This window comes from Streptomyces sp. WY228 (assembly GCF_019287315.1).
Classification (GTDB): Bacteria; Actinomycetota; Actinomycetes; order Streptomycetales; family Streptomycetaceae; genus Streptomyces; species Streptomyces caviscabies.
The window spans coordinates 2,582,067-2,609,000 of the sequence record NZ_CP079114.1; the positions used below are offsets into that span (position 1 = coordinate 2,582,067).

The 26,934-nt window shown below is 71.9% G+C and carries 19 protein-coding genes; 9 read left to right on the plus strand and 10 right to left on the minus strand.

Annotated features, from left to right (window positions below; translation table 11 throughout):
• The first annotated feature begins 324 nt into the window (after nt 1–324).
• Nucleotides 325–1,773, plus strand: coding sequence for an NCS2 family permease (locus tag KV381_RS11195; RefSeq protein ID WP_030625932.1), 1,449 nt, complete (start codon nt 325–327; stop codon nt 1,771–1,773).
• Nucleotides 1,774–1,818: 45 nt separating this feature from the next.
• Here the strand turns inward: KV381_RS11195 and KV381_RS11200 are convergent, their stop codons facing one another.
• The 3 genes from KV381_RS11200 to KV381_RS11210 form a co-directional block, all read right to left on the minus strand.
• Entirely contained in the window at nt 1,819–2,166 is a 348-nt protein-coding gene (locus tag KV381_RS11200; RefSeq protein WP_030077708.1) for a VOC family protein, read from the minus strand.
• Between the two features lie 67 nt (nt 2,167–2,233).
• The gene (locus KV381_RS11205) at nt 2,234–2,686 is read right to left on the minus strand and encodes a GNAT family N-acetyltransferase (protein WP_030625930.1); all 453 of its coding nucleotides are present in this window, start codon (nt 2,684–2,686) and stop codon (nt 2,234–2,236) included.
• Nucleotides 2,687–2,779: 93 nt separating this feature from the next.
• A complete protein-coding gene (locus tag KV381_RS11210; protein WP_086777706.1) occupies nt 2,780–3,430 on the minus strand; it encodes a DsbA family protein in 651 nt (216 codons plus the stop codon).
• Between the two features lie 160 nt (nt 3,431–3,590).
• Here KV381_RS11210 and pepN (KV381_RS11215) point away from each other — a divergent pair, with 160 nt between their 5' ends.
• The 4 genes from pepN (KV381_RS11215) to KV381_RS11230 all read left to right on the plus strand — a co-directional run bounded on the left by pepN (KV381_RS11215) (nt 3,591) and on the right by KV381_RS11230 (nt 12,364).
• On the plus strand, nt 3,591–6,197 hold the full coding sequence (pepN, locus tag KV381_RS11215; RefSeq protein WP_103539018.1) for an aminopeptidase N: 2,607 nt from the start codon (nt 3,591–3,593) through the stop codon (nt 6,195–6,197).
• 213 nt (nt 6,198–6,410) lie between these two features.
• Nucleotides 6,411–7,496 (plus strand): hypothetical protein, encoded by a 1,086-nt coding sequence (locus tag KV381_RS11220; protein WP_098025824.1) that lies wholly within the window; start codon nt 6,411–6,413, stop codon nt 7,494–7,496.
• Nucleotides 7,497–7,771: 275 nt separating this feature from the next.
• Nucleotides 7,772–11,080, plus strand: coding sequence for a S8 family serine peptidase (locus KV381_RS11225; RefSeq protein ID WP_030625925.1), 3,309 nt, complete (start codon nt 7,772–7,774; stop codon nt 11,078–11,080).
• 255 nt (nt 11,081–11,335) lie between these two features.
• Entirely contained in the window at nt 11,336–12,364 is a 1,029-nt protein-coding gene (locus tag KV381_RS11230; RefSeq protein ID WP_030625923.1) for an aspartate-semialdehyde dehydrogenase, read from the plus strand.
• Between the two features lie 78 nt (nt 12,365–12,442).
• On the opposite strand, the gene KV381_RS11235 is transcribed toward KV381_RS11230, so the two are convergent.
• Nucleotides 12,443–12,943 (minus strand): DUF1203 domain-containing protein, encoded by a 501-nt coding sequence (locus tag KV381_RS11235; protein WP_218785141.1) that lies wholly within the window; start codon nt 12,941–12,943, stop codon nt 12,443–12,445.
• A gap of 125 nt (nt 12,944–13,068) precedes the next feature.
• On the opposite strand from KV381_RS11235, the gene pepN (KV381_RS11240) reads away from it, so the two are divergent.
• Both pepN (KV381_RS11240) and KV381_RS11245 read left to right on the plus strand, forming a co-directional pair.
• Entirely contained in the window at nt 13,069–15,645 is a 2,577-nt protein-coding gene (gene pepN / locus KV381_RS11240; RefSeq protein WP_218785142.1) for an aminopeptidase N, read from the plus strand.
• A 147-nt stretch (nt 15,646–15,792) separates the two neighbouring features.
• Nucleotides 15,793–16,326 (plus strand): hypothetical protein, encoded by a 534-nt coding sequence (locus KV381_RS11245; protein ID WP_218785143.1) that lies wholly within the window; start codon nt 15,793–15,795, stop codon nt 16,324–16,326.
• Nucleotides 16,327–16,439: 113 nt separating this feature from the next.
• On the opposite strand, the gene alc is transcribed toward KV381_RS11245, so the two are convergent.
• From alc to KV381_RS11270, 5 genes are all read right to left on the minus strand, one after another.
• Nucleotides 16,440–17,594: an allantoicase gene (gene alc / locus KV381_RS11250; protein WP_103539022.1), complete on the minus strand. Its 1,155-nt coding sequence runs from the start codon at nt 17,592–17,594 to the stop codon at nt 16,440–16,442.
• A gap of 65 nt (nt 17,595–17,659) precedes the next feature.
• Entirely contained in the window at nt 17,660–18,568 is a 909-nt protein-coding gene (locus KV381_RS11255) for a LysR family transcriptional regulator (protein WP_030077686.1), read from the minus strand.
• Nucleotides 18,569–18,687: 119 nt separating this feature from the next.
• Nucleotides 18,688–18,900 (minus strand): hypothetical protein, encoded by a 213-nt coding sequence (locus tag KV381_RS11260; protein WP_030077684.1) that lies wholly within the window; start codon nt 18,898–18,900, stop codon nt 18,688–18,690.
• A gap of 38 nt (nt 18,901–18,938) precedes the next feature.
• Nucleotides 18,939–21,221, minus strand: a complete 2,283-nt coding sequence (gene malQ, locus KV381_RS11265) for a 4-alpha-glucanotransferase (RefSeq protein WP_218785144.1) — start codon at nt 21,219–21,221, stop codon at nt 18,939–18,941.
• Entirely contained in the window at nt 21,222–21,533 is a 312-nt protein-coding gene (locus KV381_RS11270) for a hypothetical protein (protein WP_030077680.1), read from the minus strand.
• Nucleotides 21,534–21,888: 355 nt separating this feature from the next.
• On the opposite strand from KV381_RS11270, the gene KV381_RS11275 reads away from it, so the two are divergent.
• On the plus strand, nt 21,889–24,879 hold the full coding sequence (locus tag KV381_RS11275; RefSeq protein WP_218785145.1) for a beta-N-acetylglucosaminidase domain-containing protein: 2,991 nt from the start codon (nt 21,889–21,891) through the stop codon (nt 24,877–24,879).
• Nucleotides 24,880–24,926: 47 nt separating this feature from the next.
• Here KV381_RS11275 and KV381_RS11280 read toward each other — a convergent pair whose 3' ends face one another.
• The gene (locus tag KV381_RS11280) at nt 24,927–25,463 is read right to left on the minus strand and encodes an HNH endonuclease (protein ID WP_003969129.1); all 537 of its coding nucleotides are present in this window, start codon (nt 25,461–25,463) and stop codon (nt 24,927–24,929) included.
• Between the two features lie 314 nt (nt 25,464–25,777).
• Here KV381_RS11280 and KV381_RS11285 point away from each other — a divergent pair, with 314 nt between their 5' ends.
• Nucleotides 25,778–26,845, plus strand: a complete 1,068-nt coding sequence (locus KV381_RS11285; protein ID WP_103536303.1) for a mechanosensitive ion channel family protein — start codon at nt 25,778–25,780, stop codon at nt 26,843–26,845.
• Nucleotides 26,846–26,934 lie beyond the last annotated feature (89 nt).

Consider the following 26,934-nt stretch of genomic DNA (forward strand, 5'->3'; position numbering starts at 1 on the left):
GCGCAAGGCGCGGGCTGCCCGCGCATTGAAGGGGAGTGGTGGGTGCACATACGGAGCGTAGGGGAGCTGTCACCGACACTTCCATGCCCACTGTCGGCTGCCTGCCGGTTTGACGGAAAAGGTCGCCACCGATTCCGTAGGAAGCCACAGGGCCGAAAAGGTACCAACTGCGCGCTCTACGCGGGTAGTTGCGCTCCGGGTTGCGCCGCGTATGATCCGCTCGCAAGGTGCCGCATGTGCGTTCGCACAGTGCCTGCCGTTTCTGTCGGGCAGCACCGGCGCCATCTCTTCCCTTCATCATTCGCAGGTCCAGGAGATTCAGCCATGCACTCCAGCACGACCAGCCCGCCGCCCGACGCCAAGCCCGCCGGATCAGGGGGCGCCGTCGACCGGTTCTTCCGCATAAGCGAACGCGGCTCGACCTACATCCGGGAGATACGCGGCGGATTCGCCACGTTCTTCACGATGGCATACATCCTCGTGCTCAACCCGATCATCCTCGGCGGGGCCGAGGACAAGTACGGCGAGCAGCTGGACAACGTGCAGTTGGTCACCGCCACCGCTCTGGTCGCCGCGGTGATGACGCTCATCATGGGGGTGGGCGGCAATCTGCCGCTGGCCCTGGCCGCGGGTCTGGGCATCAACGCCGTCGTCGCCTTCCAGATCGCTCCGTTGATGAGCTGGGAAGACGCGATGGGTCTCATCGTGCTCGAAGGCCTGTTGATCTGCGTTCTGGTGATGACCGGGCTGCGCGAGGCGATCATGCACGCCATCCCGCAACCCCTCAAGCAGGCGATCAGCGTCGGCATCGGCCTGTTCATCGCCTTCATCGGCTTCGTGGACGCCGGCTTCGTCACCCGTATCCCCGACGCCGCGAACTCCACCGTGCCCGTCCAGCTCGGCACCGGCACGCTCACCGGCTGGCCGATGCTCGTCTTCTGCCTCGGCGTGCTCCTGACGATCGTCCTGATGACCCGGAAGGTGAAGGGCGCGATCCTCATCAGCATCGTCCTGATGACCGCCGTCGCCATCGTCATCAACGAGATCGCCGACATCAAGGCCTGGGGCCTGACCTCGCCGTCGATTCCCAGCAGCCCCGTCGCCGCGCCCGACTTCGGGCTGCTGTGGCACTTCGATCTGTTCGGCTCGTTCGGTCAGGTCAGCGTTCTGACCGTCGTCCTGCTCATCTTCACCCTCATCCTGTCCGACTTCTTCGACACGATGGGCACCGTCGTGGGCGTCACGGCGGAGGCCGGTCTCCTCGACGAGCGGGGCCAGGTGCCCGGTCTCGGCCGCGTCCTGCTCATCGACGGCGCCGCCGCCGTCGCCGGTGGCGCCATGTCCTCGTCGTCGGCCACCACCTACATCGAGTCCGCCGCGGGTGTCGGTGAGGGAGCCCGTACCGGCTTCGCCAACATGATCACCGGCGGGCTGTTCGCCCTCGCCCTCTTCCTCACGCCCGTCCTGACGATCGTGCCGATGCAGGCGGCGGCACCGGCCCTCGTCGTGGTCGGGTTCCTGATGATGACCCAGGTCAAGCACATCGACTGGGACCGCTACGAGGTCGCCATCCCGGCCTTCCTCACCATCGTCGTCATGCCGTTCACCTACTCCATCACCAACGGCATCGGCGCCGGGTTCGTCGCCTACGTGGTCATCAAGGCGTGCCTGGGCAAGGCCCGCGAGGTCCACTGGCTGCTGTGGGGCACCGCGGTGCTCTTCCTCGTCTACTTCCTCATCGACCCGCTGGAGCAGGTGCTCGGCCTCAAGTAGGGCGCTTCCGGGGAGCGGTGGCCTCCGGGCCCACCGCTCCCCGTTTCAGTGGCCGCCCGCGTCGGCGAGGCAGAACTCGTTGCCCTCCGGGTCCTTGAGGACGGTCCAGGACATCCCCTGCATCGACTGCTCGCCGACCACGGTCGCGCCCAGCTTCGCCAGCCGCTCCACATCGGCCGGGCGGTCGGGCGAGGCGAAGTCGACGTGCACCCGGTTCTTGCCGGGCTTGGGCTCGGGCACCCGCTGGAAGCCGAGCACCAGCGGGGTGGCCGCGAGAACGACGAACGCGTCGTAGTCCTGGACCTCTTCGACGCCGAGCGCCTCGGCCCACCAGGCGGCCAGGGCCTGCGGGTCGGCGCAGTCGATCGTGATCATCTCCGGTGAGATTCGCATGCTCCCCACCGTACGAGCCACCACTGACAACGGCCGGGAACCCGGACCGCGGCCGCACCGGGCGCCCTCAGACCAGCGCGACCTCCAGCAGCGGCAGCTCACGGCCCGGGACGGAGCCGGACGGGGTGACGCCGATCCGGACCGCGCCCATGGACCGGTAGAACGGTTCCGCGTTCGGGTCGGAGTCGATGGTGAGGTGCGTGAAGCCCAGGCGGCGGGCCTCGTCCATGGTGTGGGTGAACAGGCTTCGCCCGACGCCTCTGCCGATGGTGTCCGGTTCGACGAACATCATGCCGAGCGCGCCCCTCGGCGGTTCACCGTCCAGTGTGGTGAAGCCCAGGATCCGGCCGTCCTCGTCGGCCACCAGCGTCCGCCGGGCCGCCACCTCCGCGGGGCGCATCGTCAGCTCCTCGCGGCAGGCGGCCAGGAACTCCGCGTCGTACTCCCAGTGGCCCTTCGACCGCAGGGCCAGCTCCGTCAGTGCGGCGGCCTCGGCCGCCTCGCCCGCGCGTATCCGCATGGGGGCATTGTCCCCCGTCCGTACGGAACGGATACGCGCGGCCGCGGAACACCCGGCGCCGGTCGGACACCGGGCCCCGCGTGGCTGCCGGCGTCAGTCGAAGATCGGGCCCTGCGTACGCGTCCGCTTGATCTCGTAGAAGCCCGGGATCGAGGCGACCAGCAGCGTGCCGTCCCACAGCTTCGCCGCCTCCTCGCCCTTGGGCGCGGGGGTGACGACCGGGCCGAAGAAGGCGACCTGCTCGCCGTCCGCGCCGGGGACCGCGATGACCGGGGTGCCGACCTCCTGGCCGACCTTGTCGATGCCCTCCTTGTGGGAGGCGCGCAGCTCGGTGTCGTACGTGTCCTTGTCGGCGTACTCCACGAGGTCCTCGGGCAGGCCCACGTCCTTCAGCGCGGCGGCCACGGCCTCGCGGGTGGGGCCCTCGCCGTTGTTGTGGAAGCGGGTGCCGAGCGCGGTGTAGAGGGGGCCGACGACCTCGTCGCCGTGCAGCTGCCGGGCGGCGACGACGACCCGGACCGGGCCCCAGGCCTTGCTCTCCAGGAGGTCGCGGTACTCCTCCGGCAGCTCGTCCAGCTTGTCCTCGTTCAGGACGGCGAGGCTCATCACGTGCCAGCGGACCTCGACGTCGCGGACCTTCTCCACTTCCAGCATCCAGCGCGAGGTCATCCACGCCCAGGGGCAGAGCGGGTCGAACCAGAAGTCGACCGGGGTCTTGCCGTTGGCCGGGGTGTTCTCGGACATGTCTCTCCTCAGAGGGCTGTTCCACAGAAGGGCGTGTGCCACCTTCGGGCGAGAACGTCTCCGGGAGGCCTCTCATTCCCCGTCTGCCGTCGCCGCGAGACGCATGCAAGGATCAATAGGTTCGAACACGACACATGACGCGCGTCACGAAGGAGTGCCCGTGCCCGGTGAAAACCTGTCCCGCGACGAGGCCCAGAAGAGGGCCGAGCTGCTGACCGTCGACGGTTACGAGGTCGACCTCGACCTGCGGTCCGCCGTCGGCGAGCCCGAGGGGGCCGACGGGGGCGACGGGGACGGCCGTCCGCGGACGTTCCGGTCGCTCACCACGATCCGGTTCCGCTCCGCCCGGGCCGGCGCCTCGACCTTCGCCGACCTGGTGGCGCCGGGTGTGGACGCGGTGACCCTGAACGGGAAGCCCCTCGACCCGGCCGTCGTGTTCGACGGCACGCGGGTGGCGCTGGACGGCCTCGCCGAGGGCGAGAACGTGCTCGTGGTCGACGCCCGCTGCGCGTACAGCCGGACCGGCGAGGGCATGCACCGCTTCGTCGACCCGGAGGACGGCGAGGTCTATCTCTACACGCAGTACGAGCCGGCCGACGCCCGCCGCGTCTTCGCCAATTTCGAACAGCCCGATCTGAAGGCTCCCTACCGCTTCCGGGTGACCGCCCCGGCGGACTGGCGGGTCTGGTCCAACGGTGCCGAGGAGTCGCACGAGGACGGGGTGTGGACCTTCGCCGAGACCCGGCCGATCTCCACGTACATCACCGCCGTCGTCGCCGGTCCGTACCACTACGTGAGCGATCACTACAGCCGTACGTTCGACGACGGCTCCACGCTGGAGATCCCGCTCGGCGCGATGTGCCGCAAGGGGCTCGCCAAGCACTTCGACGCGGATGACGTCTTCCTGGTCACCAAGCAGGGCCTGGACTTCTTCCACGACCACTTCGACTACCCGTACCCCTTCGGGAAGTACGACCAGGCGTTCGTGCCCGAGTACAACCTCGGGGCCATGGAGAACCCGGGCATGGTCACCTTCCGCGAGGAGTACATCTACCGCGGCAAGGTCACCACGGCGGCCTACGAGCGGCGTGCCAACGTCATCCTGCACGAGATGGCGCACATGTGGTTCGGCGACCTGGTCACCATGGAGTGGTGGGACGACCTGTGGCTCAAGGAGTCCTTCGCGGACTTCATGGGCTCCTTCTCGATGGTCGAGGCGACCCGCTTCACCAACGGCTGGATCACCTTCGCCAACAACCGCAAGGCCTGGGCCTACCGCGCCGACCAGCTGCCCTCCACGCACCCCATCACGGCCGACATCCGTGACCTGGAGGACGCCAAGCTGAACTTCGACGGGATCACGTACGCCAAGGGCGCCTCGGTCCTGAAGCAGCTCGTGGCGTACGTGGGGCGCGACGCGTTCCTCGAAGGCGCCCGGCGCTACTTCAAGCAGCACGCCTACGGGAACACCCGGCTCGGGGACCTGCTGTCCGTGCTCGCCGAGACCTCCGGGCGGGACATGACCGCCTGGTCGCGCTCCTGGCTCCAGACGGCGGGCGTCAACACGCTCACCCCGGTGCCGACGTACGACGCGGCGGGCACGCTCACCGAGCTGGCCGTCGTCCAGGAGGCCGCCGCCTCGCACCCCGAGCTGCGCCCGCACCGTGTCGCGGTCGGCCTGTACCGGCGTACGCCGGAGGGCCAGCTGACGCGTTACGCGCGCGCCGAGGTGGATGTGGCCGGTGAGCGGACCGTGGTGGACGCACTGGCCGGGTCCGAGCGGCCCGATCTGATCCTGGTCAACGACGACGACCTCACCTACTGCAAGGTCCGCTTCGACGAGCGGTCGCTGGCCACGCTCCGCGACCACCTCGGCGGGATCACGGACCCGCTGGCCCGCGCCCTGTGCTGGTCGGCGCTGTGGAACCTGACCCGGGACGCAGCTCTGCCGGCCCGCGACTTCGTCGCACTGGTGCTGACGCACGCCGGGCGGGAGAGCGACATCGGCGTGCTCCAGATGCTGCACGCCTGGACGCAGTCCGCGCTGGTCAACTACGCGGCCCGGGAGTGGCGTGAGGAGGGCGGCCGGGCGGCGGCCGAGGGCGCGCTGCGCGAGCTGCGGGGCGCCGAGCCGGGCAGCCAGCACCAGTTGACCTGGGCCCGCTTCTTCGCGGCGGTCGCCTCGTCCGAGGACGACTTCCAGCTGCTCGGCGGGCTGCTGGACGGCACGGCGAAGGTCGACGGTCTCGACGTCGACCAGGAACTGCGCTGGTCCTTCCTCTCCCCGCTGGCCTCGCACGGGGTGGCGAACGAGGCGGCGATCGACGCCGAACTGGCCCGCGACGACACGGCGACCGGCAAGCGCCACCACGTACGGTGCCTCGCCTCGCGGCCGTCCGAAGCGGTCAAGGCGCAGGCGTGGGCGGCGGTCGTGGAGTCGGACAAGCTGTCCAACGCGCTGGTCGAGGCGACGATCAACGGCTTCGGGCAGCCCTCCCAGCGGGAGCTGCTCGCGCCGTACGCGCACCGCTACTTCGAGGTGATCGAGCGGATCTGGGCGGAGCGGTCCATCCAGATCGGCATGAGCGTGGTGCGCGGGATGTTCCCCGGGCTCCAGGACGGCCCGGAGACCCTCGCGGCGACCGACGCCTGGCTGACCGGGCACGAGGACGCGGCCCCGGCGCTGCGGCGGCTGGTGCTGGAGGCCCGCGACGATCTCGCGCGGGCGCTGCGCGGCCAGGAGTGCGACCGGTCCGCGACGGCGTGACCGGAAGGGTATGAGGGGGGCGCTCGGGCGGGGCGTGCGTGCAGCGCGAAAGCGGCGCTCGCACACCTGCCCGAGACGCCCCGCCCCCGATTCCCGGCGCGACGGCCCTTTTCGGTTGTCGAACGTCCGTACTTTAGGACGGCGTTGTCCGGGAATGTCGACGGGCGTGTAACAGGGGTTAGGGCCCCCTCCCCGGGCGGGAAACCCCGGGTCATGACCCAGAAGAACACCCCGCTCTCCCCCGGCCTCTCCGCTCCCGCCCCGCTCTCCCGGCTCCCTCTCCACCCCGGGGACGTCACGCAGCGTGTCCTGTCCGCCGCGCAGTTGAGGGCGCGGGGCGTGTCCGCCGCGCAGACGTCCGCGCAGTGTCTGCCCGGCGGCCCCTGGCAGCATCTGCTGCCGAGCGTCTATCTGCTGCATCCCGGTCCGCCCACCGGACAGGAGCGGCTGCACGGAGCGCTGTTGTACGCGGGGCGTCCGCCGGTCTCCGCGCGGCGCGCACCGGCGGAGCCTTCGGACGCGGGGTACGGCGAGGCGATGGTCACCGGGATCGCGGCGCTCGCGCTGTACGGCTTCGCCACCGCCGGTGACCTCGGGGCGCTGCACCGGATCGACGTGCTGGTCCCGCGCACCCGGCGGCTGCGGTCCACCCGGTTCGTGGAGGTGCTGCGGACCGCCTCGATGCCGAACGCGGTGCGGGTGGGCGGGGTGCCCGTCGCCCCGGTGGAGCGGGCCCTGGCGGACGCGGTGGCGGGCGCGGACGACGCGGCGGACGTCCGGCGGCTGCTGACCGAGGCGGTGCGCGGCGGGCACTGCGAACCGGCTGCCGTGGTAAGGGAGTTGAGCGAGGCGAAGCTGCTGGGGCGGCCCGCCGTGGTGGGCGCGGTCGACGCGCTGCTGGCCGAGGGGCGAACGGTGGCGGAGGCGCGGCTGTACACGATGGTGCGCGAGCACGGGCTGCCGGAGCCGGTCTGGAACGTGGAGCTGCGGCAGCCGGGCGGGCCCGGGCTCGGCGGGGTCGACGCCTACTGGCCCGACCAGGCGGTGGCGGTGGAGTTGGACACCCGGGCGCCCCGGTACGGCGTGCCGGGGCGGCGGGGCCGGACCGAGGAGGACCCGCAGTGGTCCGCGTACGCCGCGAAGCGCGAGCATCTGGAGCGGCTCGGGATCACGGTCGTCCACCTCACGCCGAGAAAGCTGCGCGAGGCGGTGGACCAGCAGGCGACGGTCGTACGGACGGCGCTGATGGCGGCGGCCGACCGCGAGCCGGCCGCGTATGTGATGGTGCTGCCGCGCTGAGCGGACGGGCGGGCGGAACGTGCGGGGGGCAGGCGGACGACGGACGCCGCGCACGCGGGCCCGCGATGACCCCTGGTCCGGACCACCACCCCGCACCGGGCGCCACCCGCGTACCGTTTGGCCACTTTCCTCCCTCGTGGCATATCGCGCCCCATGGCGGATCTATGCCATGTCCCTGACTCGTCTCCGTCAACTCTCCACAAACCCCTGTCATTTAAGACAGGCTGAGCGGTCATCCGGTACCGAATTCCGGACTCTCTCTTTCAATTACAGGGATGCTGATGACCAAGGAATCCCCCAGCTCCATACCCGGGGCGAGACGCGCGGCTCGTATCGCGGCCGCTGCCGGTCTGGCGGCGGCACTCGCCGCCTCCGGCGCCGCACCGGCCTTCGCCGTCGACGACCCGGCTCCGGCACCCGTCAAACCGGCCGCCACCAGCGACCGGGGCGACAAGCTCGGCAAGGCCGACGCCGATCTCCTGGCGAAGGCCGAGGCCAAGGGCGAGAAGAACATCACCATGATGGTCGCCACCACCCCCGGGGCGACCGAGCAGGTCAGCAAGCAGCTGGACGCCGTCGAGGGCTCCGTGCTCGGCCAGACCTACGACAAGCTCGGCTACGTCCGGGCGACGGTCCCGACGAAGCGCGCCGAGTCCACCATCAAGGCGGCCTCGAAGCTCTCCTCCGTCCTCGGCATCGATCTCAAGCAGGAGATCAAGCTGGACGACCCGACGCCCAAGGGCGACCGGGCCGCCGGGGCGAAGCAGCTGAAGGCCACGGGCAGTTACGCGGCGCCGAACAAGAAGACCCCGGCGAAGAACCCGTACAACCCGTCCTTCGAGACGGGCGCGGTCGACTTCGTCGCGAAGAACCCGAAGGCCGACGGCCGTGGGATCACCATCGGCATCCTGGACTCCGGCGTCGACCTCGGCCACCCGGCCCTGAAGAAGACCACCACCGGCGAGCGCAAGATCGTCGACTGGGTGACCGCCACCGACCCGGTGAGCGACGGCGACGGCACCTGGCTGCGGATGACCGAGTCCGTCACCGGCCCGACGTTCACGTCCGGCGGGAAGACCTACTCGGCCCCGGCGGGCAACTACAAGTTCGCCACCTTCGCCGAGGCGGCCACCACCGGCGGCGAGATGGCGGGCGACCTCAACCGCGACGGTGACACCACCGACGTCTGGGGCGTGCTGTACGACCCGGTCACCGGCACCACGCGGGTCGACCTGAACAACAACGCGGACTTCTCCGACGACAAGGTCCTCAAGCCGTACAAGGAGAAGTTCCAGGTCTCCTACTTCGGTGAGGACGACCCGCGGACCCAGGTCGTCGAGCGGATCCCGTTCGTCGTCGAGACCCGCAAGGGTGTCGTCTACAACGCGGCCGGCGCCAAGGCCGACTACGTCAACATCGGTGTCATCGAGGGCGCGCACGGCACGCACGTCGCGGGCATCACCGCGGCCAACGGGCTGTTCGGCGGCGAGATGAACGGCGCCGCCCCCGGCGCCAAGATCGTCTCCTCGCGTGCCTGCACCTGGTCCGGCGGCTGCACCAACATCGCGCTGACCGAGGGCATGATCGACCTCGTCGTCAACCGCGGCGTCGACATCGTCAACATGTCGATCGGCGGCCTGCCGCCGCTGAACGACGGCAACAACGCGCGCGCCGAGCTGTACAAGCGGCTCATCGACATCTACGGCGTGCAGCTGGTCATCTCGGCCGGCAACAGCGGCCCGGGGCTCAACACCATCGGCGACCCGTCCGTCGCCGACCACGTGATCTCGGTGGGCGCGTCGATCTCCAAGGAGACGTGGGCGGCCAACTACGGCTCCAACGTCACCAAGAAGTACGACATGCTGCCCTTCTCCTCGCGCGGTCCGCGTGAGGACGGCGGCTTCACGCCGGTCATCTCGGCTCCGGGTGCGTCCATCAACACCACCCAGACCTGGGCGCCGGGCGGTCCGGTCAAGGAGGCGGGTTACGACCTGCCGGCCGGCTACTCCATGCTCCAGGGCACCTCGATGTCCTCCCCGCAGGTGGCGGGCGCCGCGGCGCTGCTGCTGTCGAAGGCGAAGCAGCAGGACATCGAGCTTCCCCCGGCCGACCTGCGCACCGCGCTGACCAGCACCGCGAGCCACATCAAGGACGTGCCCGCGCACGTCCAGGGCTCCGGTCTGATCGACATCGTCAAGGCGTGGAAGCAGATCGCCAAGCAGGGCAAGCCCGCGCACGAGTTCTCGGTGAAGGCCCCGGTCGACACCGCGATCGACTTCGCGCTCAAGGACCCGGGCTTCGGCACCGGCCTGTACGACCGCGAGGGCGGCCTGAAGGTCGGCGAGACCAAGGTCTACGACGTCGTCGTCACCCGTACCACCGGCCCGGACCGCAACGTCCAGCACAAGCTGACGTGGAAGAACAACGACGGCACCTTCGAGCTCAGCAGCCCCCAGTACGTCTCGCTGCCGCTCGACACGCCCGTCAAGCTCAAGGTCAAGGCGAAGGCGAAGACCGCCGGGGTGCACAGCGCGATCCTGCAGCTCGACGACAAGAAGACCTCCGGCGTCGACCACCAGATCATGACCACGGTCGTCATCGCCCACGAGCTCCAGCAGCCCGGTTACGCCTTCAAGTCGTCCGGCTCGGTGCAGCGCAACGGCACCACGTCGTACTTCGTCAACGTGCCGGAGGGCGCGAAGAACCTCGAGGTCGCCATCAGCGCTCTGCGCTCGGGCAGCCAGACCCGGTTCGTCGCCCTGCACCCGTACGGGACGCCGGTCGACCCGACCACGACGACGTTCTGCTACCCGAACTACGAGAACCCGGCCAACACCTGCCGCCCGGACGTGCGTTCCTACCAGAACCCGCAGCCCGGCGTCTGGGAGATCGAGGTCGAGGCGCGTCGTACGTCGCCGCTCCTGGACAACCCGTTCAAGCTGGACGTCTCGCTGCTCGGCGTCTCCTTCGACCCGGCGGTGCAGACCATCGCCGAGGCGAAGGTCGGCGCTCCGGCCCCGGTGAGCTGGACGGTCACCAACGGCGCCGCCGCCCTCCAGGGCAAGCTCCAGGGCGGCTCGCTGGGCTCGGCCAAGGTGGACAAGCCGTCGATCTCCACGGGTCAGACCCGTGAGACCACGGTCACCATCGGCGCGGGTGTCGAGAAGCTCGACATCGCCGTCGGAGGCACCTCGGACGCCAACGCGGACATCGACCTGTACGTCTTCCGGGGCGCCACGCAGGTCGCCAGCTCGACCACCTCCGGTTCGGACGAGTCGGTCAGCCTGGTCAAGCCCGCCGCGGGCACGTACACGGTCGTCATCGACGGCTACTCGGTCCCGGCCGGGACCACCACGTACGACTACCGCGACGTGTTCTACGCACCCTCGCTCGGCACGATCAAGGTCGACTCCACCAAGGCCGTGAACCTGGCCAACGGTGCCTCGGCCCAGGTCGGCGCCGAGGTCGTGGTCGCCGGAGCGGCCCCCGAGGGCCGTCAGTTCTTCGGCGAGGTCCAGGTGGTCAACGCGCGCGGCACCGCCGCGGGCACCGGCAGCGTCGTGATCGAGAAGGTCACGCCGTAACGGATTCCACCGGCAGGACGGCGGGGCGGGCGCTCTCACGAGCACCCGCCCCGCTGTACGTGTTCCTCGTCACAGGCCGCGCACGCCGCCGCAGATGTTTCCCCACGCGGGCACGGGCATCGCAGAATCTGCGGTCCTCGCACGAAGAGTCCGCAGGTCGGACAATGGATTGGACAAGGCGGGCCGGGACATACGCATCATGGAGCGGCATACGGACCGCACAGACACACAGGTGTACAGAACAGAGGAGTCCTCGTGAAGGTCGGAATCGTCGGCGCCACCGGTCAGGTCGGCACAGTCATGCTCGGGATCCTGGCCGACCGCAACTTCCCGGTCGACGAGCTGCGCCTGTTCGCCTCCGCCCGGTCCGCGGGCTCCACGATCGACTTCAAGGGCTCCGCCGTCACCGTCGAGGACGCCTCCACGGCCGACTACACCGGCCTGGACATCGTGCTGTTCTCCGCCGGCGGCGCGACCTCGAAGGCGCTGGCCGAGAAGGTCGCCGGCCAGGGCGCCGTGGTGATCGACAACTCCTCCGCCTGGCGCAAGGACCCCGAGGTCCCGCTCGTCGTCTCCGAGGTCAACCCGCACGCGGCCAAGGTCCGCCCCAAGGGCATCATCGCCAACCCGAACTGCACCACGATGGCCGCGATGCCCGTGCTGCGCCCGCTGCACGACGAGGCCGGTCTCGAAGCGCTGACCGTCGCCACCTACCAGGCCGTCTCCGGCTCCGGGCTCGCCGGCGTCTCCGAGCTGCACGGCCAGGCGGCCAAGGTCGTCGCCGACGCCGAGAAGCTGGTCCACGACGGCGAGGCCGTGGACTTCCCCGAGCCGGCCGTCTACAAGCGCCCGATCGCCTTCAACGTGCTGCCGCTGGCGGGCTCGATCGTGGACGACGGCTCGTTCGAGACGGACGAGGAGCAGAAGCTCCGCAACGAGTCCCGCAAGATCCTGGAGATCCCGGAGCTGAAGGTCTCCGGCACCTGCGTCCGGGTCCCGGTCTTCTCCGGCCACTCGCTCCAGATCAACGCCCGCTTCGCCCGTCCGATCGGCGTCGAGCGCGCCTACGAGCTGCTGAAGGACGCCGAGGGCGTCGAGCTGTCCGAGATCCCGACCCCGCTCCAGGCGGCCGGCAAGGACGCCAGCTACGTCGGCCGCATCCGGGTCGACGAGACCGTGGACAACGGTCTCGCGCTGTTCGTGTCCAACGACAACCTCCGCAAGGGCGCGGCGCTCAACGCCGTGCAGATCGCGGAGCTGGTGGCGGCCGAGCTGAAGGGCTGACCAGCGGCGACACCCGTACGCGTACGGGAAGGGGCGGCCACCGGAGTGCACCGGTGGCCGCCCCTTTCGCGTACGTCCTCAGTCCCTGCGCACCTCGAAGTGGAAGCACCCGTACTCCACGGCCCGTACGTGCGCCAGCACCACCTCCGGGTCCGCGAACGCCTCGTCCAGGGCCGCGTCGAAGCCCTTCCCCGGCTCGACCGGGAGCTCCAGCAGCCGGCCGCCGACGATATGGCCGCGGGCGTCGTAGCGGCGGACCGTGCGCAGCGCGCCCGCCCGTGCGAAGGGATATCCGGCGCGCTGCGGGTCCGGGCCCGCGCACGCCTCGGCGTGGATGAAGACCGGCCCCTGCTCGTCGTACGCCCCCGGGCTCGCCCCGGTCGTGGCGGCCCAGCGGCGCAGCGGGGCGTAGGAGACGAGGGCGATGCGCTCCCCCGGCTCGCCGCCGCGCAGACAGCAGCGCAGGGGCTCACCGCCCTCGGTCGCGGTGTACGGGCGGCAGGGCCGGCCCGCGTCGTCGGTGGCGCGGAGTTCGGCGAGCGCGGTGGGGCCGATGGGGCGTGGCTGGTGTCCGGTCATGGTGCGAGCGTGCCGTGCCGCGCCGTCCGTGTCCGGCGGAAAACGGACATCGCGCTGGGAGCACGGTACGTGGAAGGATGGCCGGAAACGCCGCTTATCAAGTCGCACACCTAGGAGATGACCGCGTGCCTGGCACGAATCTGACCCGCGAAGAGGCACAGGAGCGGGCGCGCCTGCTGACCGTGGACGCGTACGAGATCAATCTCGACCTCTCCGGAGCGCAGGAGGGCGGCACCTACCGGTCCGTGACCACCGTGCGCTTCGACTGCGCGGAGGCGGGTGCGGAGTCCTTCATCGACCTGGTCGCCCCGGCCGTCCACGACGTGGTGCTGAACGGCAAGGACCTGGACGTGGCCGCCGTGTTCCGCGACGCGCGGATCGCCCTGCCGCATCTGCGCGAGGGCGCCAACGAGCTGAAGGTCGTCGCCGACTGCTCGTACACCAACACCGGTGAGGGCCTGCACCGGTTCGTCGACCCGGTCGACGAGCAGGCCTATCTGTACACGCAGTTCGAGGTCCCGGACGCCCGCCGCGTCTTCGCCTCGTTCGAGCAGCCGGACCTGAAGGCGACCTTCCGGTTCACCGTGAAGGCCCCCGCCGGCTGGACGGTCATCTCGAACTCGCCGACCCCGGAGCCCAAGGACGACGTCTGGGCCTTCGAGCCGACGCCGCGCATCTCCACGTACATCACGGCCCTCATCGTCGGCCCGTACCACGCGGTGCACAGCACGTACGAGAAGGACGGCCAGTCCGTCCCGCTCGGCATCTACTGCCGCCCGTCGCTGGCGGAGTACCTGGACGCGGACGAGATCTTCGCCGTCACCCGGCAGGGCTTCGCGTGGTTCCAGGAGAAGTTCGACTACGCGTACCCGTTCGCCAAGTACGACCAGCTCTTCGTGCCGGAGTTCAACGCGGGCGCGATGGAGAACGCGGGCGCGGTCACCATCCGCGACCAGTACGTCTTCCGCTCCAAGGTGACGGACGCGGCGTACGAGGTACGCGCCGAGACCATCCTGCACGAGCTGGCCCACATGTGGTTCGGCGACCTCGTGACGATGGAGTGGTGGAACGACCTCTGGCTGAACGAGTCGTTCGCCACCTACACCTCGATCGCCTGCCAGGCGGACGCGGCGGGCTCGAAGTGGCCGCACTCCTGGACCACGTTCGCCAACTCCATGAAGACCTGGGCGTACCGGCAGGACCAGCTGCCCTCCACGCACCCGATCATGGCGGACATCAGCGACCTGGACGACGTCCTCGTCAACTTCGACGGGATCACGTACGCCAAGGGCGCCTCCGTGCTGAAGCAGCTCGTGGCGTACGTCGGCAAGGACGCGTTCTTCCAGGGCGTGCAGGCGTACTTCAAGGCGCACGCCTTCGGCAACACCCGCCTCTCCGACCTGCTGGGCGCGCTGGAGAAGACCTCCGGACGCGACCTGAAGACCTGGTCGAAGGCGTGGCTGGAGACGGCCGGGATCAACATCCTGCGCCCGGAGATCGAGACCGACGCGAACGGCGTCGTCACCTCCTTCACCGTGCTCCAGGAGGCCCCGGCGCTGCCCGCCGGCGCCAAGGGCGAGCCGACGCTGCGCCCGCACCGCATCGCCATCGGCGCCTACGACCTCGACGCGGACGGCAAGCTGGTCCGCACCGACCGGATCGAGCTGGACGTCGACGGCGAGCGCACCGAGGTGCCCGCCCTGGTGGGCAAGGCCCGTCCGGCGGTCGTCCTGCTCAACGACGACGACCTGTCGTACGCCAAGGTCCGCCTCGACGCCGAGTCGCTGCGGGTCGTCACCGAGCACCTGGGCGACTTCACCGAGTCGCTGCCGCGCGCCCTGAGCTGGGCCTCGGCCTGGGACATGACGCGCGACGGCGAGCTGGCGACCCGCGACTACCTCTCGCTGGTGCTCTCGGGCATCGGCAAGGAGTCGGACATCGGCGTCGTCCAGTCGCTGCACCGCCAGGTGAAGCTGGCGCTGGACCTGTACGCCGCGCCGGAGACCCGCGAGGGCGCGCTCAACCAGTGGACCGAGGCGACGCTGGCACACCTCCAGGCCGCGGAGCCGGGCAGCGACCACCAGCTGGCCTGGGCCCGCGCCTTCGCGGCCACGGCCCGCAACCCGCAGCAGCTGGATCTGCTCCAGTCGCTGCTGGACGGCACGGAGGCGATCGAGGGCCTGACCGTCGACACCGAGCTGCGGTGGGCGTTCGTGCAGCGGCTGGCGGCGGCCGGTCTGCTGGACGAGGAGGAGATCGCCGCCGAGTACGAGCGCGACAGGACGGCGGCGGGCGAGCGCCACGCGGCCTCCGCGCGGGCGGCCCAGCCGTCCGAGGAGGCCAAGGCCCGGGCCTGGGCCTCGGTCGTGGACTCCGGCGAGCTGCCGAACTCGCTCCAGGAAGCGGTCATCAGCGGCTTCGTCCAGACGGACCAGCGTGAGCTGCTGGCCCCGTACACGGAGAAGTACTTCGCCTCGGTGAAGGGCGTCTCCGACTCGCGCAGCCACGAGATGGCCCAGCAGATCATCGTGGGCCTCTACCCGGCCCTCCAGGTCTCGCAGGAGACCCTGGACGCCACGGACGCCTGGCTGGCCTCGGCAGAGCCGAGCGCGGCCCTGCGCCGGCTGATGTCGGAGTCGCGGTCCGGTGTGGAGCGCGCCCTGAAGGCCCAGGCGGCGGACGCCGCGGCGGCCACGGCCTGACACACGCGGCACCCGGGGGGCGTCTTCTTCGCTGCGGCGGAGGGGGCGCCCCTTCGGCGTACGCCCGCGCGCGGTGGGGTCTCCCGTGGCCTACGGTCCGAAGGGTCGTCGCATGATGCTTCGGTCGCAGGCCACGGGAGGGTTCGGATGCCCGGCTTCGCCGCCGTGCCGGTCGCGCTGGCCCTGTGCGCGGGGCTGCTGGCGGGCCCCGCCGCGCCGGTGACCGACCGCCCGGACTGCCGGGCCGGTCCGGCGGGCTGCTACGGCCTCTACACGTACGGGTACAGCCTGGGGCTGCATCCGTTCACCGGCCCGGACGCCGTACGGAGGCAGCTGACCGACCACTTCTGGCTGTTCCCGGTCAGCGGTGGCTGTGCGGGGCGGATCCGGGCGGGGGCGCGCTGCGAGCTGCTGGGCGGCAATCCGGTCGAGGTGGAGTACATCGGGAACGACTTCTTCCAGATCAACACGCTGCCGGGGCACCAGCTGGGCCGGGGCATGCACATCCGCTTCGCGTTCTCGCGGACCCTCGGCTTCCACACGATGACGGTCCGGGCCTGGCAGGACCGGCCCACCGACTGCACCGGCGAGGTCTTCTGCAACGGGGTGAACCGGGCGTTCGCGTGGGGGACCTGGCGGGTGCTGGCGAAGACGCTGCGCTGGAGCGCGTACGCCGCCTGAGCCGCCGGTTCCGCTGGAAACCGCCCGGCGGACGGGCTCTGGAGCGCAGCCGTCCGCCGGGCGGAGCATGGGGTGCCGAGGTGGCGCGGTGGCGCGGTGGCGTGGTTACGGGGTTACGCGCCCGACTCCTCGTAGCGGCGGGTCAGTTCGGCGGTGCCGGACTCCGTGAGGGTGCCGTGCAGCCGCATCCGGGCCACGCCGCCGTCGGGGAAGGCGTCCAGGCGGACGTGGGTGACGACGGCCTGGGCGCGCAGCACGAAGCGGTGCGGGGTGTCGGGCTGGAGGCGGGTGCGCGGGATGATCTCGAACCACTCGCCGGTGTCGCCGTTGCGGCCCTGGAGGGCGATCCAGCCGGCGGAGTTGCCCTTGAGGTAGGCGGTGTCGATCTCGATCGCGCGGACCGCGCCCTGGGCGGGAAGGCGGAAGCGGACCCAGTCGTTGGTGTCGCGGACCCGGCGGCGGCGGTTCTCCCAGCCGTCGTCCATCTTGCGGGAGGTGCCCGGCAGGATGATCTGGGTGGGCGAGGAGTAGAAGCGGTCGGAGGCGTCCTCGTACGTACCGCCGTTGAGGACCGAGATCAGGTCGATCGTGCCGAGCGCGGCGAGCCAGGCCGGGTCGGGGACGACCTCGCCGTGGACGCGGAGGCGGGCGATGCCGCCGTCGGGGTGCTGGCAGAGGCGCAGGTGGGTGTAGCGGCGGCCGCCGGTGATCTCGAAGGCGTTGGCGGCGTGGCCGCGCACGGGGGTGGGCGGAAGGATCTCCTCCCACTTCACGTCGTCGGCGAGCAGGTCCTCGGGGCTCGGAGCGCCTTCGATGGCGGTGGCCTGCACCGATACGCGCTGCGGGTAATTGCCGCGGAAGTGGGCGGTGTCCACGACCAGGCCGCGGACGATGCCGGGCGCGCCGAGGCGGACGATGGCCCAGTCGTGGTCCTCGGGGGCCGGGAAGGGGTGGCCGGCGTCCGCGCCGCGGCGGCGGCGGGTCTCCCAGCCGTCCATGATCTTGCCCTTGTGCCCGAAGTGCTCGGGGTCGAAGACGGCGCGCTCACGGATCAGCAGGTTCTCGCGCTCGGCGAAGAACTCGTCGTTGGCGGCGATCACGCCCGCGCCGAGGCGGCGGTCGGCGAGGTCGACCAGCTCGGTGAAGGGGAGGTCTCCGGCTTCGCGGTAGTCGGCGTACGGGTCGCCGCCGCCGTAGGGCGCGGCGTCATTGGCGTGGGGGTCGGTGTCGGTGTCCTGGAATGTGGTCTCGCTCGCGTCGAAGGTCATGGCTCCCACCTTCGCGCCACCGGACCCATCAGGTCCATCGAAAGTTTTCGCAGATACCGTTCAGCTCAGCTGAATGATCGGGCGGTTTCGGTGAGGGCCGCGAGCACCCGCGCCACCGCCGGCCCGCTCTCCGCCCCGTGCCGGACCGCCGCCACCACATGGCGGCGCGGCCGGTCCGCCTCCAGCACCCGCATCACCACGCCCTCGCGGCGCTCCCGGGCGGCCATCCGGGGCACCAGCGCGACGCCCATGCCCGCCTCGACCAGGGCGAGGATCGCGGTCCAGCCGGCGGCGCTGTGGGCCTGCTCGGGAACGAAGCCGGCCGCCTCGCAGGCGGCGGTGGTGATCTCGGACCAGGGCCCGGAGCCGCCGAAGATCCAGCGCTCGGCGGCCAGGTCCGCGAGGCGCAGTCCGGGCGCTTCGGCCAGCGGGTGGTCGGCGGGGAGCGCCACGTCGAGCGGGTCGGCGAGCAGCGGGAAGAGGCTGAAGCGGGGGTCGCGGGCGGTGGGCGCGTGGGCGGCCAGCGACAGGGCCAGGTCCACCTCGCCCGCGGTGAGCAGTTCGTACGCCTGGGCGGCCTCGGCCTCCCGGACGCGCACGTCGGGCCCCGGGCGGTCCTCGGCGCGCAGCAGCCGGACGGCGGGGACGACGAGGGCGGGCACGGCGGTGGAGAACGCGGCGACCCTGACCTCTCCCGCCTCGCCGCGCAGATAGCCGGTCAGTTCGGCCTCGGCCCGCTCCAGCTGGGCGAAGACCGCCTCGGCGTGGCGCAGGACGAGGTGGGCGGCGTCGGTGAGGCGGACCCGGCGGCCCTGGGCCTCCAGGAGGTCCACGCCGAGCTGCTTGGCCAGGTTGGTGAGCTGCTGGGAGACCGCGGAGGGGGTCATCAGGAGCGCCTCGGCCGTGGCGGTGACCGTGCCCCGGTCGCGCAGGGTGCGCAGGATGCGGAGTTTCTTGACGTCCCACTCGGTCATGGGCGCAACCTACCGGCGGTGCGCGGGCCCCGCGCACGTCCGGGCCCGGACATACGGATGCGCCGCGCGGTAGCCAGTACCGGCGGCGCACCCGTCACGCATGTCGTACGTGTGCGGGATCAGACCTGCTTCTTGGACTTGTCCAGGACCATGACCAGGCCCGTGATCACCACGAACAGGGCGATGGGCGCGACCACGTAGAGACCGATGGTCTCGATCGCGCTCAGGCGCGGAGCCGGGTCGTCACCGTCGTCGGGCGTGAGCGCGAGCGCCGGGGCCGACATGAGCAGCATCATCAGCGTCGTCCCGGCCGCAACGACGCCGGCGCGCATAGCGTTCTTCTTGTCCACGGTGCCAACGTAGCGAACGCCTACGGGCGGCGCTCGCCCGGGGGTGCCGTATGAGGCTTTCGGGGCCTGAGGACCTCCATCAGCGCGTGCAGCCGGGGCGAGGCGGTGATCTCCTCCAGGGTGACCGGATGGCCCTCCGGGTCGGCGATCGGGAGGCGCCAGTTGGGGTACTGGTCCCAGGTGCCGGGGAGATTCTGCGGGCGGCGGTCGCCGACGGTGTCGGGGAGCCAGACGCCGGTCATCCGGGCGGGGGTGCGGAGCAGGAAGCGGTGGACGGCCCGGACGGCGGCCTCCTCGTCGCCGTCGCCCTCGGGGAGCATCCGCAGCCGGGCGAGGAGGGCCAGCCACTCGGCGGTGTCGGTGGCGTCCTCGGTCAGCTCCTCCTCCAGGGAGCGGGTGAGCAGGCCGAGGCGGTGGCGCAGCGTCACATGATCGCCGGTCAGCCGGGCGGCGGTGGAGGGCAGATCATGGGTGGTGGCGGTGGCCAGGCAGTCCCGGCGCCACTTCTCCGGGGCGAGCGGGCGACCGCCGCCCTCCCAGTCGCGCTCGAACCAGAGCACCGAGGTGCCGAGCACACCGCGCCGGGCCAGCGCCTCGCGGACGCCGGGCTCGACGGTGCCGAGGTCCTCGCCGACGACGACGGCCCCGGCCCGGTGGGCCTCCAGGGCGAGGACGGCGAGCATCGCCTCGGCGTCGTAGGTGACATACGTGCCGTCGGTGGGCGGGCGGCCCTCGGGCACCCACCAGAGCCGGAACAGGCCCATGACGTGGTCGATGCGCAGGGCTCCGGCCCGGGCCAGCAGCCCGCGGAGCAGGCCGCGGTAGGCGGCGTAACCGGTGGCGGCGAGGACGTCGGGGCGCCAGGGCGGCAGGCCCCAGTCCTGGCCGCGCGCGTTGAAGGCGTCCGGCGGCGCGCCGACGGACATGCTGGGGGCGAAGGCGTCCTGCTGGGCCCAGGTGTCGGCGCCGGCCGGATGCACGCCGACGGCGAGGTCGTGGACGATCCCGATGCCCATCCCGGCGTCCTCGGCGGACCGCTGGGCGGCGGCGAGCTGGGTGGCGGTCAGCCAGGCGAGGCGGCAGTGGAAGTCGACCCGGTCCAGCAGCTCGGCCCGGGCGCGGGCGGTTCCCGGGGAGCGGGGGTCGCGCAGGGCCTCGGGCCAGGCGTGCCAGTCGGGGCCGTGCACCTCGGCGAGCGCGCACCACAGGGCGTGGTCCTCCAGCGCCTGGCCCTGCTCGGCCAGGAAGTCGCAGTAGGCGGCGCGGCGGCCGGGCGTGAGGGGCACCTCGACGACCAGCTCCAGGGCCTGGCGCTTCAGCTCCCAGACGGCGTCCCGGTCGATCAGCGCGCCCTTGTTCAGCACGGCCTCGCTGAGGGCCGCGGCGTCCTGCCGGAGGTCGTCCAGGGTGGCCCGGTCGCGGACGTGGCCGTACTCGGGGATCGACTCGACGTGCAGATGGACCGGGTCGGGGAAGCGGCGCGAGGAGGGGCGGTACGGGGACGGGTCGGTGGGCCGGCCCGGAACGGCCGCGTGCAAGGGGTTGACCTGGACGAACCCGGAGCCGAGGGTGCGCCCGGCCCAGCCGGCGAGGTCGGCCAGGTCGCCGAGGTCGCCCATGCCCCAGGAACGGGCGGAGAGCAGGGAGTAGAGCTGGACCAGGAAGCCGTGCGACCGCTCGGGCGGCTGCGGGACGCGGGCCGGGGCGGCGATGAGGACGGCCGTGGCCCGGCGGTGGTCCGGTGTACGGACGTGGATGCGGTGGACACCGTGCGGCGGCGGGATCCACCAGGCGGGCGCGGAGGCGGTGGCGGTGTCCGGGGCCGCGAGGGGCGACGCGGCGGAAGCGGCGGGTGTGGCATCCGGGGCCGCGAGGGGCGACGCGGCGGGCGCGGCGGAAGCGGAAGTGCCGCTTCCCGGGGCCGTCCCGTGCGGCCGTGTCACCGGGGCGGCAGGGGCCGCCGCCCGGGACCGCATGCTCAGCGGGGCGGGCGGGCGGCCCGCGAGGTGTCCCGGGGTCTCGGCCGGCTCCGGCTCGACCGTGACGGTCGAGCCGGGAGGCAGTCCGGCCAGGGCGGGCGGCAGGGGCTCGCCGGCCCAGACCACCACGGTCGGCGGCAGCAGGCGCGAGCGGGACTCCGCGGCGACGAGGCACTTCCGTACGTCCGCCGGAGTGCCGGCGTCGACGCCCAGCGCGGCGAGCACGGCGATGACCGTGTCGTCGGGGACGGACACCGTGACATCCGGCGACGGGGAGTAGGAGGTGGCGACACCGTGCAGTGCGGCGAGCCGGGACAAGCCCATTCAGACTCCTGGGAACTCCAAGCCCCCTGCGGTGCCGGGTGCGGTCGGCTCGCTGGTCAGAGGGGCGACGGCGGCGAGCGGAGGCTCGCTCGTGAGAGGGGTGGCATCGGCGAGCGGAGGCTCGCTGGTCAGCGGCGCGGAATCGGCGAACGAGGATTCGCCGAGCAGGAGGGAGACATCGGCGAGCGGCGGACCGCTGATCAGATGGGCGACTTCGGCGAGGGGAAGTTCGCTGGTCAGCGGGGCGGGCTCGGGCTGGGCGGGGACCTGTTTGGAAAGGGCGGAGAGCAGAAGCTGCGCGGCAGCGGGCATGGTGGCCTCCTGGCCATGGAGAACAGGACACAGCAGGCCTACCCAGGCCTCGCCCCGGCAGACGTGGACGTGATGCAGGCGTTATGACAACGAGCCCAACGTGCTCTGGGTCACACTTCGTTCCCCCGACTGCCAGCTATGGCCCGTTTTCAGCCACTCCCGTCCGCCACACCAGCCCCACCGGGCCCGAAGGTGCCGCTATTCCCGGCAAATACGGCACAACGGCCACGCGCATTGACACCCTCGCGCGCGGGTGGTGGGCTCGGACCCCGCCGGGGTCCACCGGCTGCGGGCCTAGGGGGTCGGCACGGCGTTCCCGTGCCGGCAGTGGGTACGTACGGAAGGGAAGTGCGACGTGCGGATCGGGCGCAGAAGGCAGGCGACGGCCGTGGCCGCCGCCGTGATCGGCGGACTCATCGGATCCGTCTCCGTCGCTCCGGCCGCGACGGCCGCCCCCGCCGATCCCGGCCGGCCCGTCGCCGGCACGGCCGACCGCGCCGACAGCGCGCGCCCGCCGTCCGTGTGGCCCCGCCCGCAGAGCATGAAGACCACCGGGCCCGCCGTGGAGCTGGGCTCCGAGGCCACCCTCGTCGCCGCGCCGGGCTCCGATCCGTACGCCGTCGAGCAGACCCGCTCGCTGCTGCGCGCGGCGGGCGTCACGACCCTGCACGAGAGCCTTCCCGGCGGCGGGCCCGTGGTCCGCCTCGGCGGCACGGGGGCCGGTGAGGCGCTGCGGGCGCTGCGCGCTCCCGACCGGGCCGATCTGCCGTCGGGCGGCTACCGGATCGCGGTCGGCAAGGTCGCCGGACGCGCCACCGTCGCGCTGGACGGGCTCGGCGGCGACGGCCTCTTCCACGCCGTCCAGACCCTGCGGCAACTGGTCACCGACGGCTCGGTGGCCGGCGTGACCGTACGGGACTGGCCGGGAACCGCCGTACGCGGCATGGCCGAAGGCTTCTACGGACAGCCGTGGACCCGTGAGGAGCGGCTCGACCAGATCTCCTTCATGGGCCGCACCAAGCAGAACCGCTATCTCTACGCGGCGGGCGACGACCCCTTCCGGCTGGCGCGCTGGCGCGAGCCGTACCCGGCCGACAAGCGGGCCGACTTCCGGGCGCTGGCCGAGCGGGCGCGCGCCGAGCACGTCACGCTCGGCTGGGCGCTCTCGCCCGGTCAGGCGATGTGCATGGCATCGGACCAGGACGTCAGGGCGCTGACCAAGAAGGTCGACGCGATGTGGGCGCTGGGCGTCCGGGTCTTCCAGCTGCAGTTCCAGGACGTCAGCTACAGCGAGTGGCACTGCGACCTGGACGCGGAGACCTTCGGCAGCGGTCCGAAGGCGGCGGCCCGCGCCCAGGCCCGGGTCGCGGGCGCCCTCGCCCGGCATCTGGAGGAGCGGCACCCGGACGCGGCGCCGCTGTCCGTGCTGCCGACGGAGTTCTACCAGGACGGGGCCACGGACTACCGCACCGCGCTGGCGGCCGAGCTGGACGACCGGGTGCAGGTGGCCTGGACCGGTGTCGGGGTGGTGCCGAAGAAGATCACCGGCGGTGAACTGGCCGGGGCCCGCGCCGCGTTCCGCCACCCGCTGGTGACGATGGACAACTACCCGGTCAACGACTACGCCCAGGACCGCATCTTCCTCGGCCCGTACACCGGCCGGGACCCGGCGGTGGCGAGCGGTTCCGCGGCGCTGCTGGCCAATGCGATGGAGCAGCCGTCCGTCTCCCGCATTCCCCTCTTCACCGCCGCCGACTTCGCCTGGAACCCGAAGGGGTACGACCCCGGCGCGTCCTGGCGGGCGGCGATCGAGGATCTGGCGGGCGGGGACGCGGGGGCCCGGGACGCGCTGCTGGCGCTGGCCGGGAACAGCGCGGGCTCGGTGCTCGGCGCGGAGGAGTCCGCCTACCTCCAGCCCCTGTTCGACGCCTTCTGGAACTCCCGTGCCGACGCCTCCCGCCGCGACCGGGCGGCGGCAGAGCTGCGCGCGGCGTTCTCCGTGATGCGGCAGGCCCCCGAGCGGCTGAAGACCCCCGCGGAGGGCCGGCTGACCGACGAGGTGCGGCCCTGGACCGAGCAGCTGGCCCGCTACGGCCGGGCCGGTGAGCTCGTGGTGGACCTGCTCCAGGCCCAGGCCGCCGGGGACGGTGCCGCCGCCTGGCGCACCGAGCTGGCCCTGGAGCCGCTGCGCGAGGAGATCAGGGCGAGCCGGGCCACGGTCGGCAAGGGCGTGCTGGACCCGTTCCTGGACAAGGCCGCGAAGGTGGCCGCCGGGTGGAACGGCGCCGACCGCGCCTCGGGCCGGGTCACGAAGGACGCCCACAGCTATACGGTCCGGCTGGACCGGACCCGCCCGGTGGAGGCCGTCACGGCGCTCGCCGAGCCCGGGGCCGCCCTCGGCGACGCGGTCGTGGAGGCCCATGTGCCCGGTGAGGGCTGGCGGGCCCTGGGGCGGCTCTCACCGAGCGGCTGGACCCAGACCGCGGCGAAGGGGCTGCGGGCGGACGCCGTACGGGTCACCGTGCCGGAGGCCGCCCGGAGCGCCCGGCCCTCGTATCTGAGCCCCTCCCTGCCGCCCGCCCCCGCCTTCGTGACGTCCGCCCCGCAGGTGCGCGCCCTGGTGCCGTGGTTCGGCGACGAGCCCGCCGCCACGCTCGACCTGACGCACGGCGAGACGGACGCGGAGATCGGCGGCGAGCCCCAGCGGGTCGCGGCGCGGCTGGCCGGGCGACGCCCGGTCGAGGTGAAGGGCAAGCTCACCGCGAAGGCCCCGGAGGGCATCGAGGTGCGGGTCCCGAAGCAGACGACCGTGCCGCGCGGATCGCGTACGGAGGTGCCCGTGGACATCACCGTCCCGAAGGACACCCCGGCGGGCGAGTACGAGGTGCCGCTGACCTTCGGCGGCCAGGAGTCCACGCTGACCGTGCGGGCCTTCCCGCGTACCGGCGGCCCGGATCTGGCGCGTACGGCGAAGGCCTCGTCGTCGGGCGACGAGACCCCGGACTTCCCGGCCGCGGCGGCCTCCGACGGCGACCCGGAGACCCGGTGGTCCTCGCCGGTGGAGGACGGGGCCTGGTGGCAGACCGAGCTGGAGAAGCCGGTGCGGCTGGGCCAGGTGGTGCTGAGCTGGCAGGACGCGTACGCCTCCCGCTACCGCATACAGGTCTCCGCCGACGGCCGCACCTGGCGCACCGCCGCGACCGTGACGGAGGGCCGGGGCGGGCGCGAGTCGGTCCGGATGGACGAGAAGGACGCCCGGTTCATCCGGGTGCAGGGCGAGAGCCGGGGGACGCAGTACGGCTACTCGCTCTGGTCGGTGGAGGCGTACGCGGTCGCGGACGACTGAGCCGTGCCGCGGGCCCGGAGTCGACGAAGGCCCGGTGACAACGGGTCCTAGGCGGACACGCCGTCGATCCGGGCCATCACGTCGTCCGCGCCGAACGGTTGCAAGTACGGCAGCCAGCGCGGGTCGCGGTGGCCGGTCCCGATGATCCGCCAGGCCAGGCCGGTCGGCGGGGCGGGCTGATGGCGCAGCCGCCAGCCGAGCTCGGGCAGATGGCGGTCGGCCTTGACGTGGTTGCAGCGGCGGCAGGCCGCCACCACGTTGTCCCAGGCGTGCTGCCCGCCCCGGCTGCGCGGGATGACGTGGTCGACGCTGGTCGCGGCGGCCCCGCAGTACATGCAGCGTCCGCCGTCCCGGGCGAACAGCGCCCGCCTCGTCAGGGGAACGGGCCCCCGGTAGGGGACCCGGACGAAGCGCTTGAGCCGGACCACGCTGGGAGCGGGCACGGCGCGGGTGGCGCTGTGCAGGAAGGAGCCGGACTCCTCCAGGCAGATGGCCTTGTTTTCCAGGACGAGGACGAGCGCGCGGCGGAGCGGTACGACGCCGAGCGGCTCGTACGACGCGTTGAGAACCAGGACGTGCGGCACGGTGGATGCCTCCTTGTACGCCGGCGGCGCGTGGCTCGCGCCGGGACGATCCGATCTCAGTCTCTCCTCATGCCTGGTCAAAGCGCCACCACGTACGGGTAACGGGCCGGGAGGATTTTTCTCACCCCGGGCCCCGCACTCCGTTCCGCGGCGCCGGACGACAGCCTCACCAGGGCGGCCTTCCGCGCTGTGCGATCGGCCACAGCGGAGGTGTTCCCGGTGAGACCTGTCTCTCCTCGCGCGACGGCAACGATCCACTCCCCCGGCTTCGTTACTGTTGTTGACCAGCCGTCGTCCCCGTGGAGGTCCCTCTCGTGTCCCTGTCCGCCCTCTTGGCCGCAGCCCCGTCTCCCGAGCCGGGCGGCTCGCTGGACGAAGCCGCCGAACACGCCGGGAACGCCGCGGGCTGGGTCGAGGAGAACTGGTCCACCTGGCTCAGCACCGGGTTGCGGATCCTGCTGATCGTGGCGGTCGCGATCACGCTGCGTTATCTGATCCGGCGCGCCCTGACCAACCTCATAGAGCGGATGAACCGCAGCGCCCAGGCGGTGGAGGGCACCGCGCTGGGCGGGCTGCTGGTGAACGCCGAGCGCAGACGCCAGCGCTCGGAGGCGATCGGCTCGGTGCTGCGCTCGGTGGCCTCGTTCGTGATCATGGGCACGGCCGCCCTGATGGTCCTGGGCGCCTTCAAGATCAACCTGGCGCCCCTGCTCGCCTCGGCCGGTGTCGCGGGTGTGGCGCTCGGTTTCGGCGCCCGCAACCTGGTCACGGACTTCCTCTCCGGGGTCTTCATGATCCTGGAGGACCAGTACGGGGTCGGGGACAGCATCGACGCGGGGGTGGCCTCCGGCGAGGTCATCGAGGTGGGGCTGCGCGTCACCAAGCTGCGCGGCGACAACGGCGAGATCTGGTACGTCCGCAACGGCGAGGTGAAGCGGATCGGCAACCTCAGCCAGGGCTGGTCCACGGCCGGGGTCGACGTCACGGTGCGTCCGACCGAGGACCTGGAGCAGGTCCGTAAGGCGATCACCGCGGCCGCCGAGACCATGACCAAGGAAGAGCCCTGGTCGGAGCGGCTGTGGGGCCCGGTGGAGGTGCTCGGCCTGGACGCGGTCCTGCTGGACTCGATGACGGTCCGGGTCACCGCGAAGACGATGCCGGGCAAGTCGGTGGGCGTGGAGCGCGAGCTGCGCTGGCGCATCAAGCAGGCGCTGGACGACGCGGGCATCCGCATGATCGGCGCGATCCCGCTCCAGGTGGAGGGCGAGTCCTCGGCGGACCCGACGGCGGGTGTGGCCGCGCCGTCGGCGTACGCGTCGGCGACCTCCCCGCAGTCGCTGGCGGCGACGCCGATACCGCCGCCCGCCAACCTGAACAAGTAGGCCCCTTCGCCTTTCCGACGCCCCCGCCCGCCCCCTGGACCCCAGGACGGTGGCCGGGGGCGTCGTCGTGCCGGGTGCCGTGTCAGGTA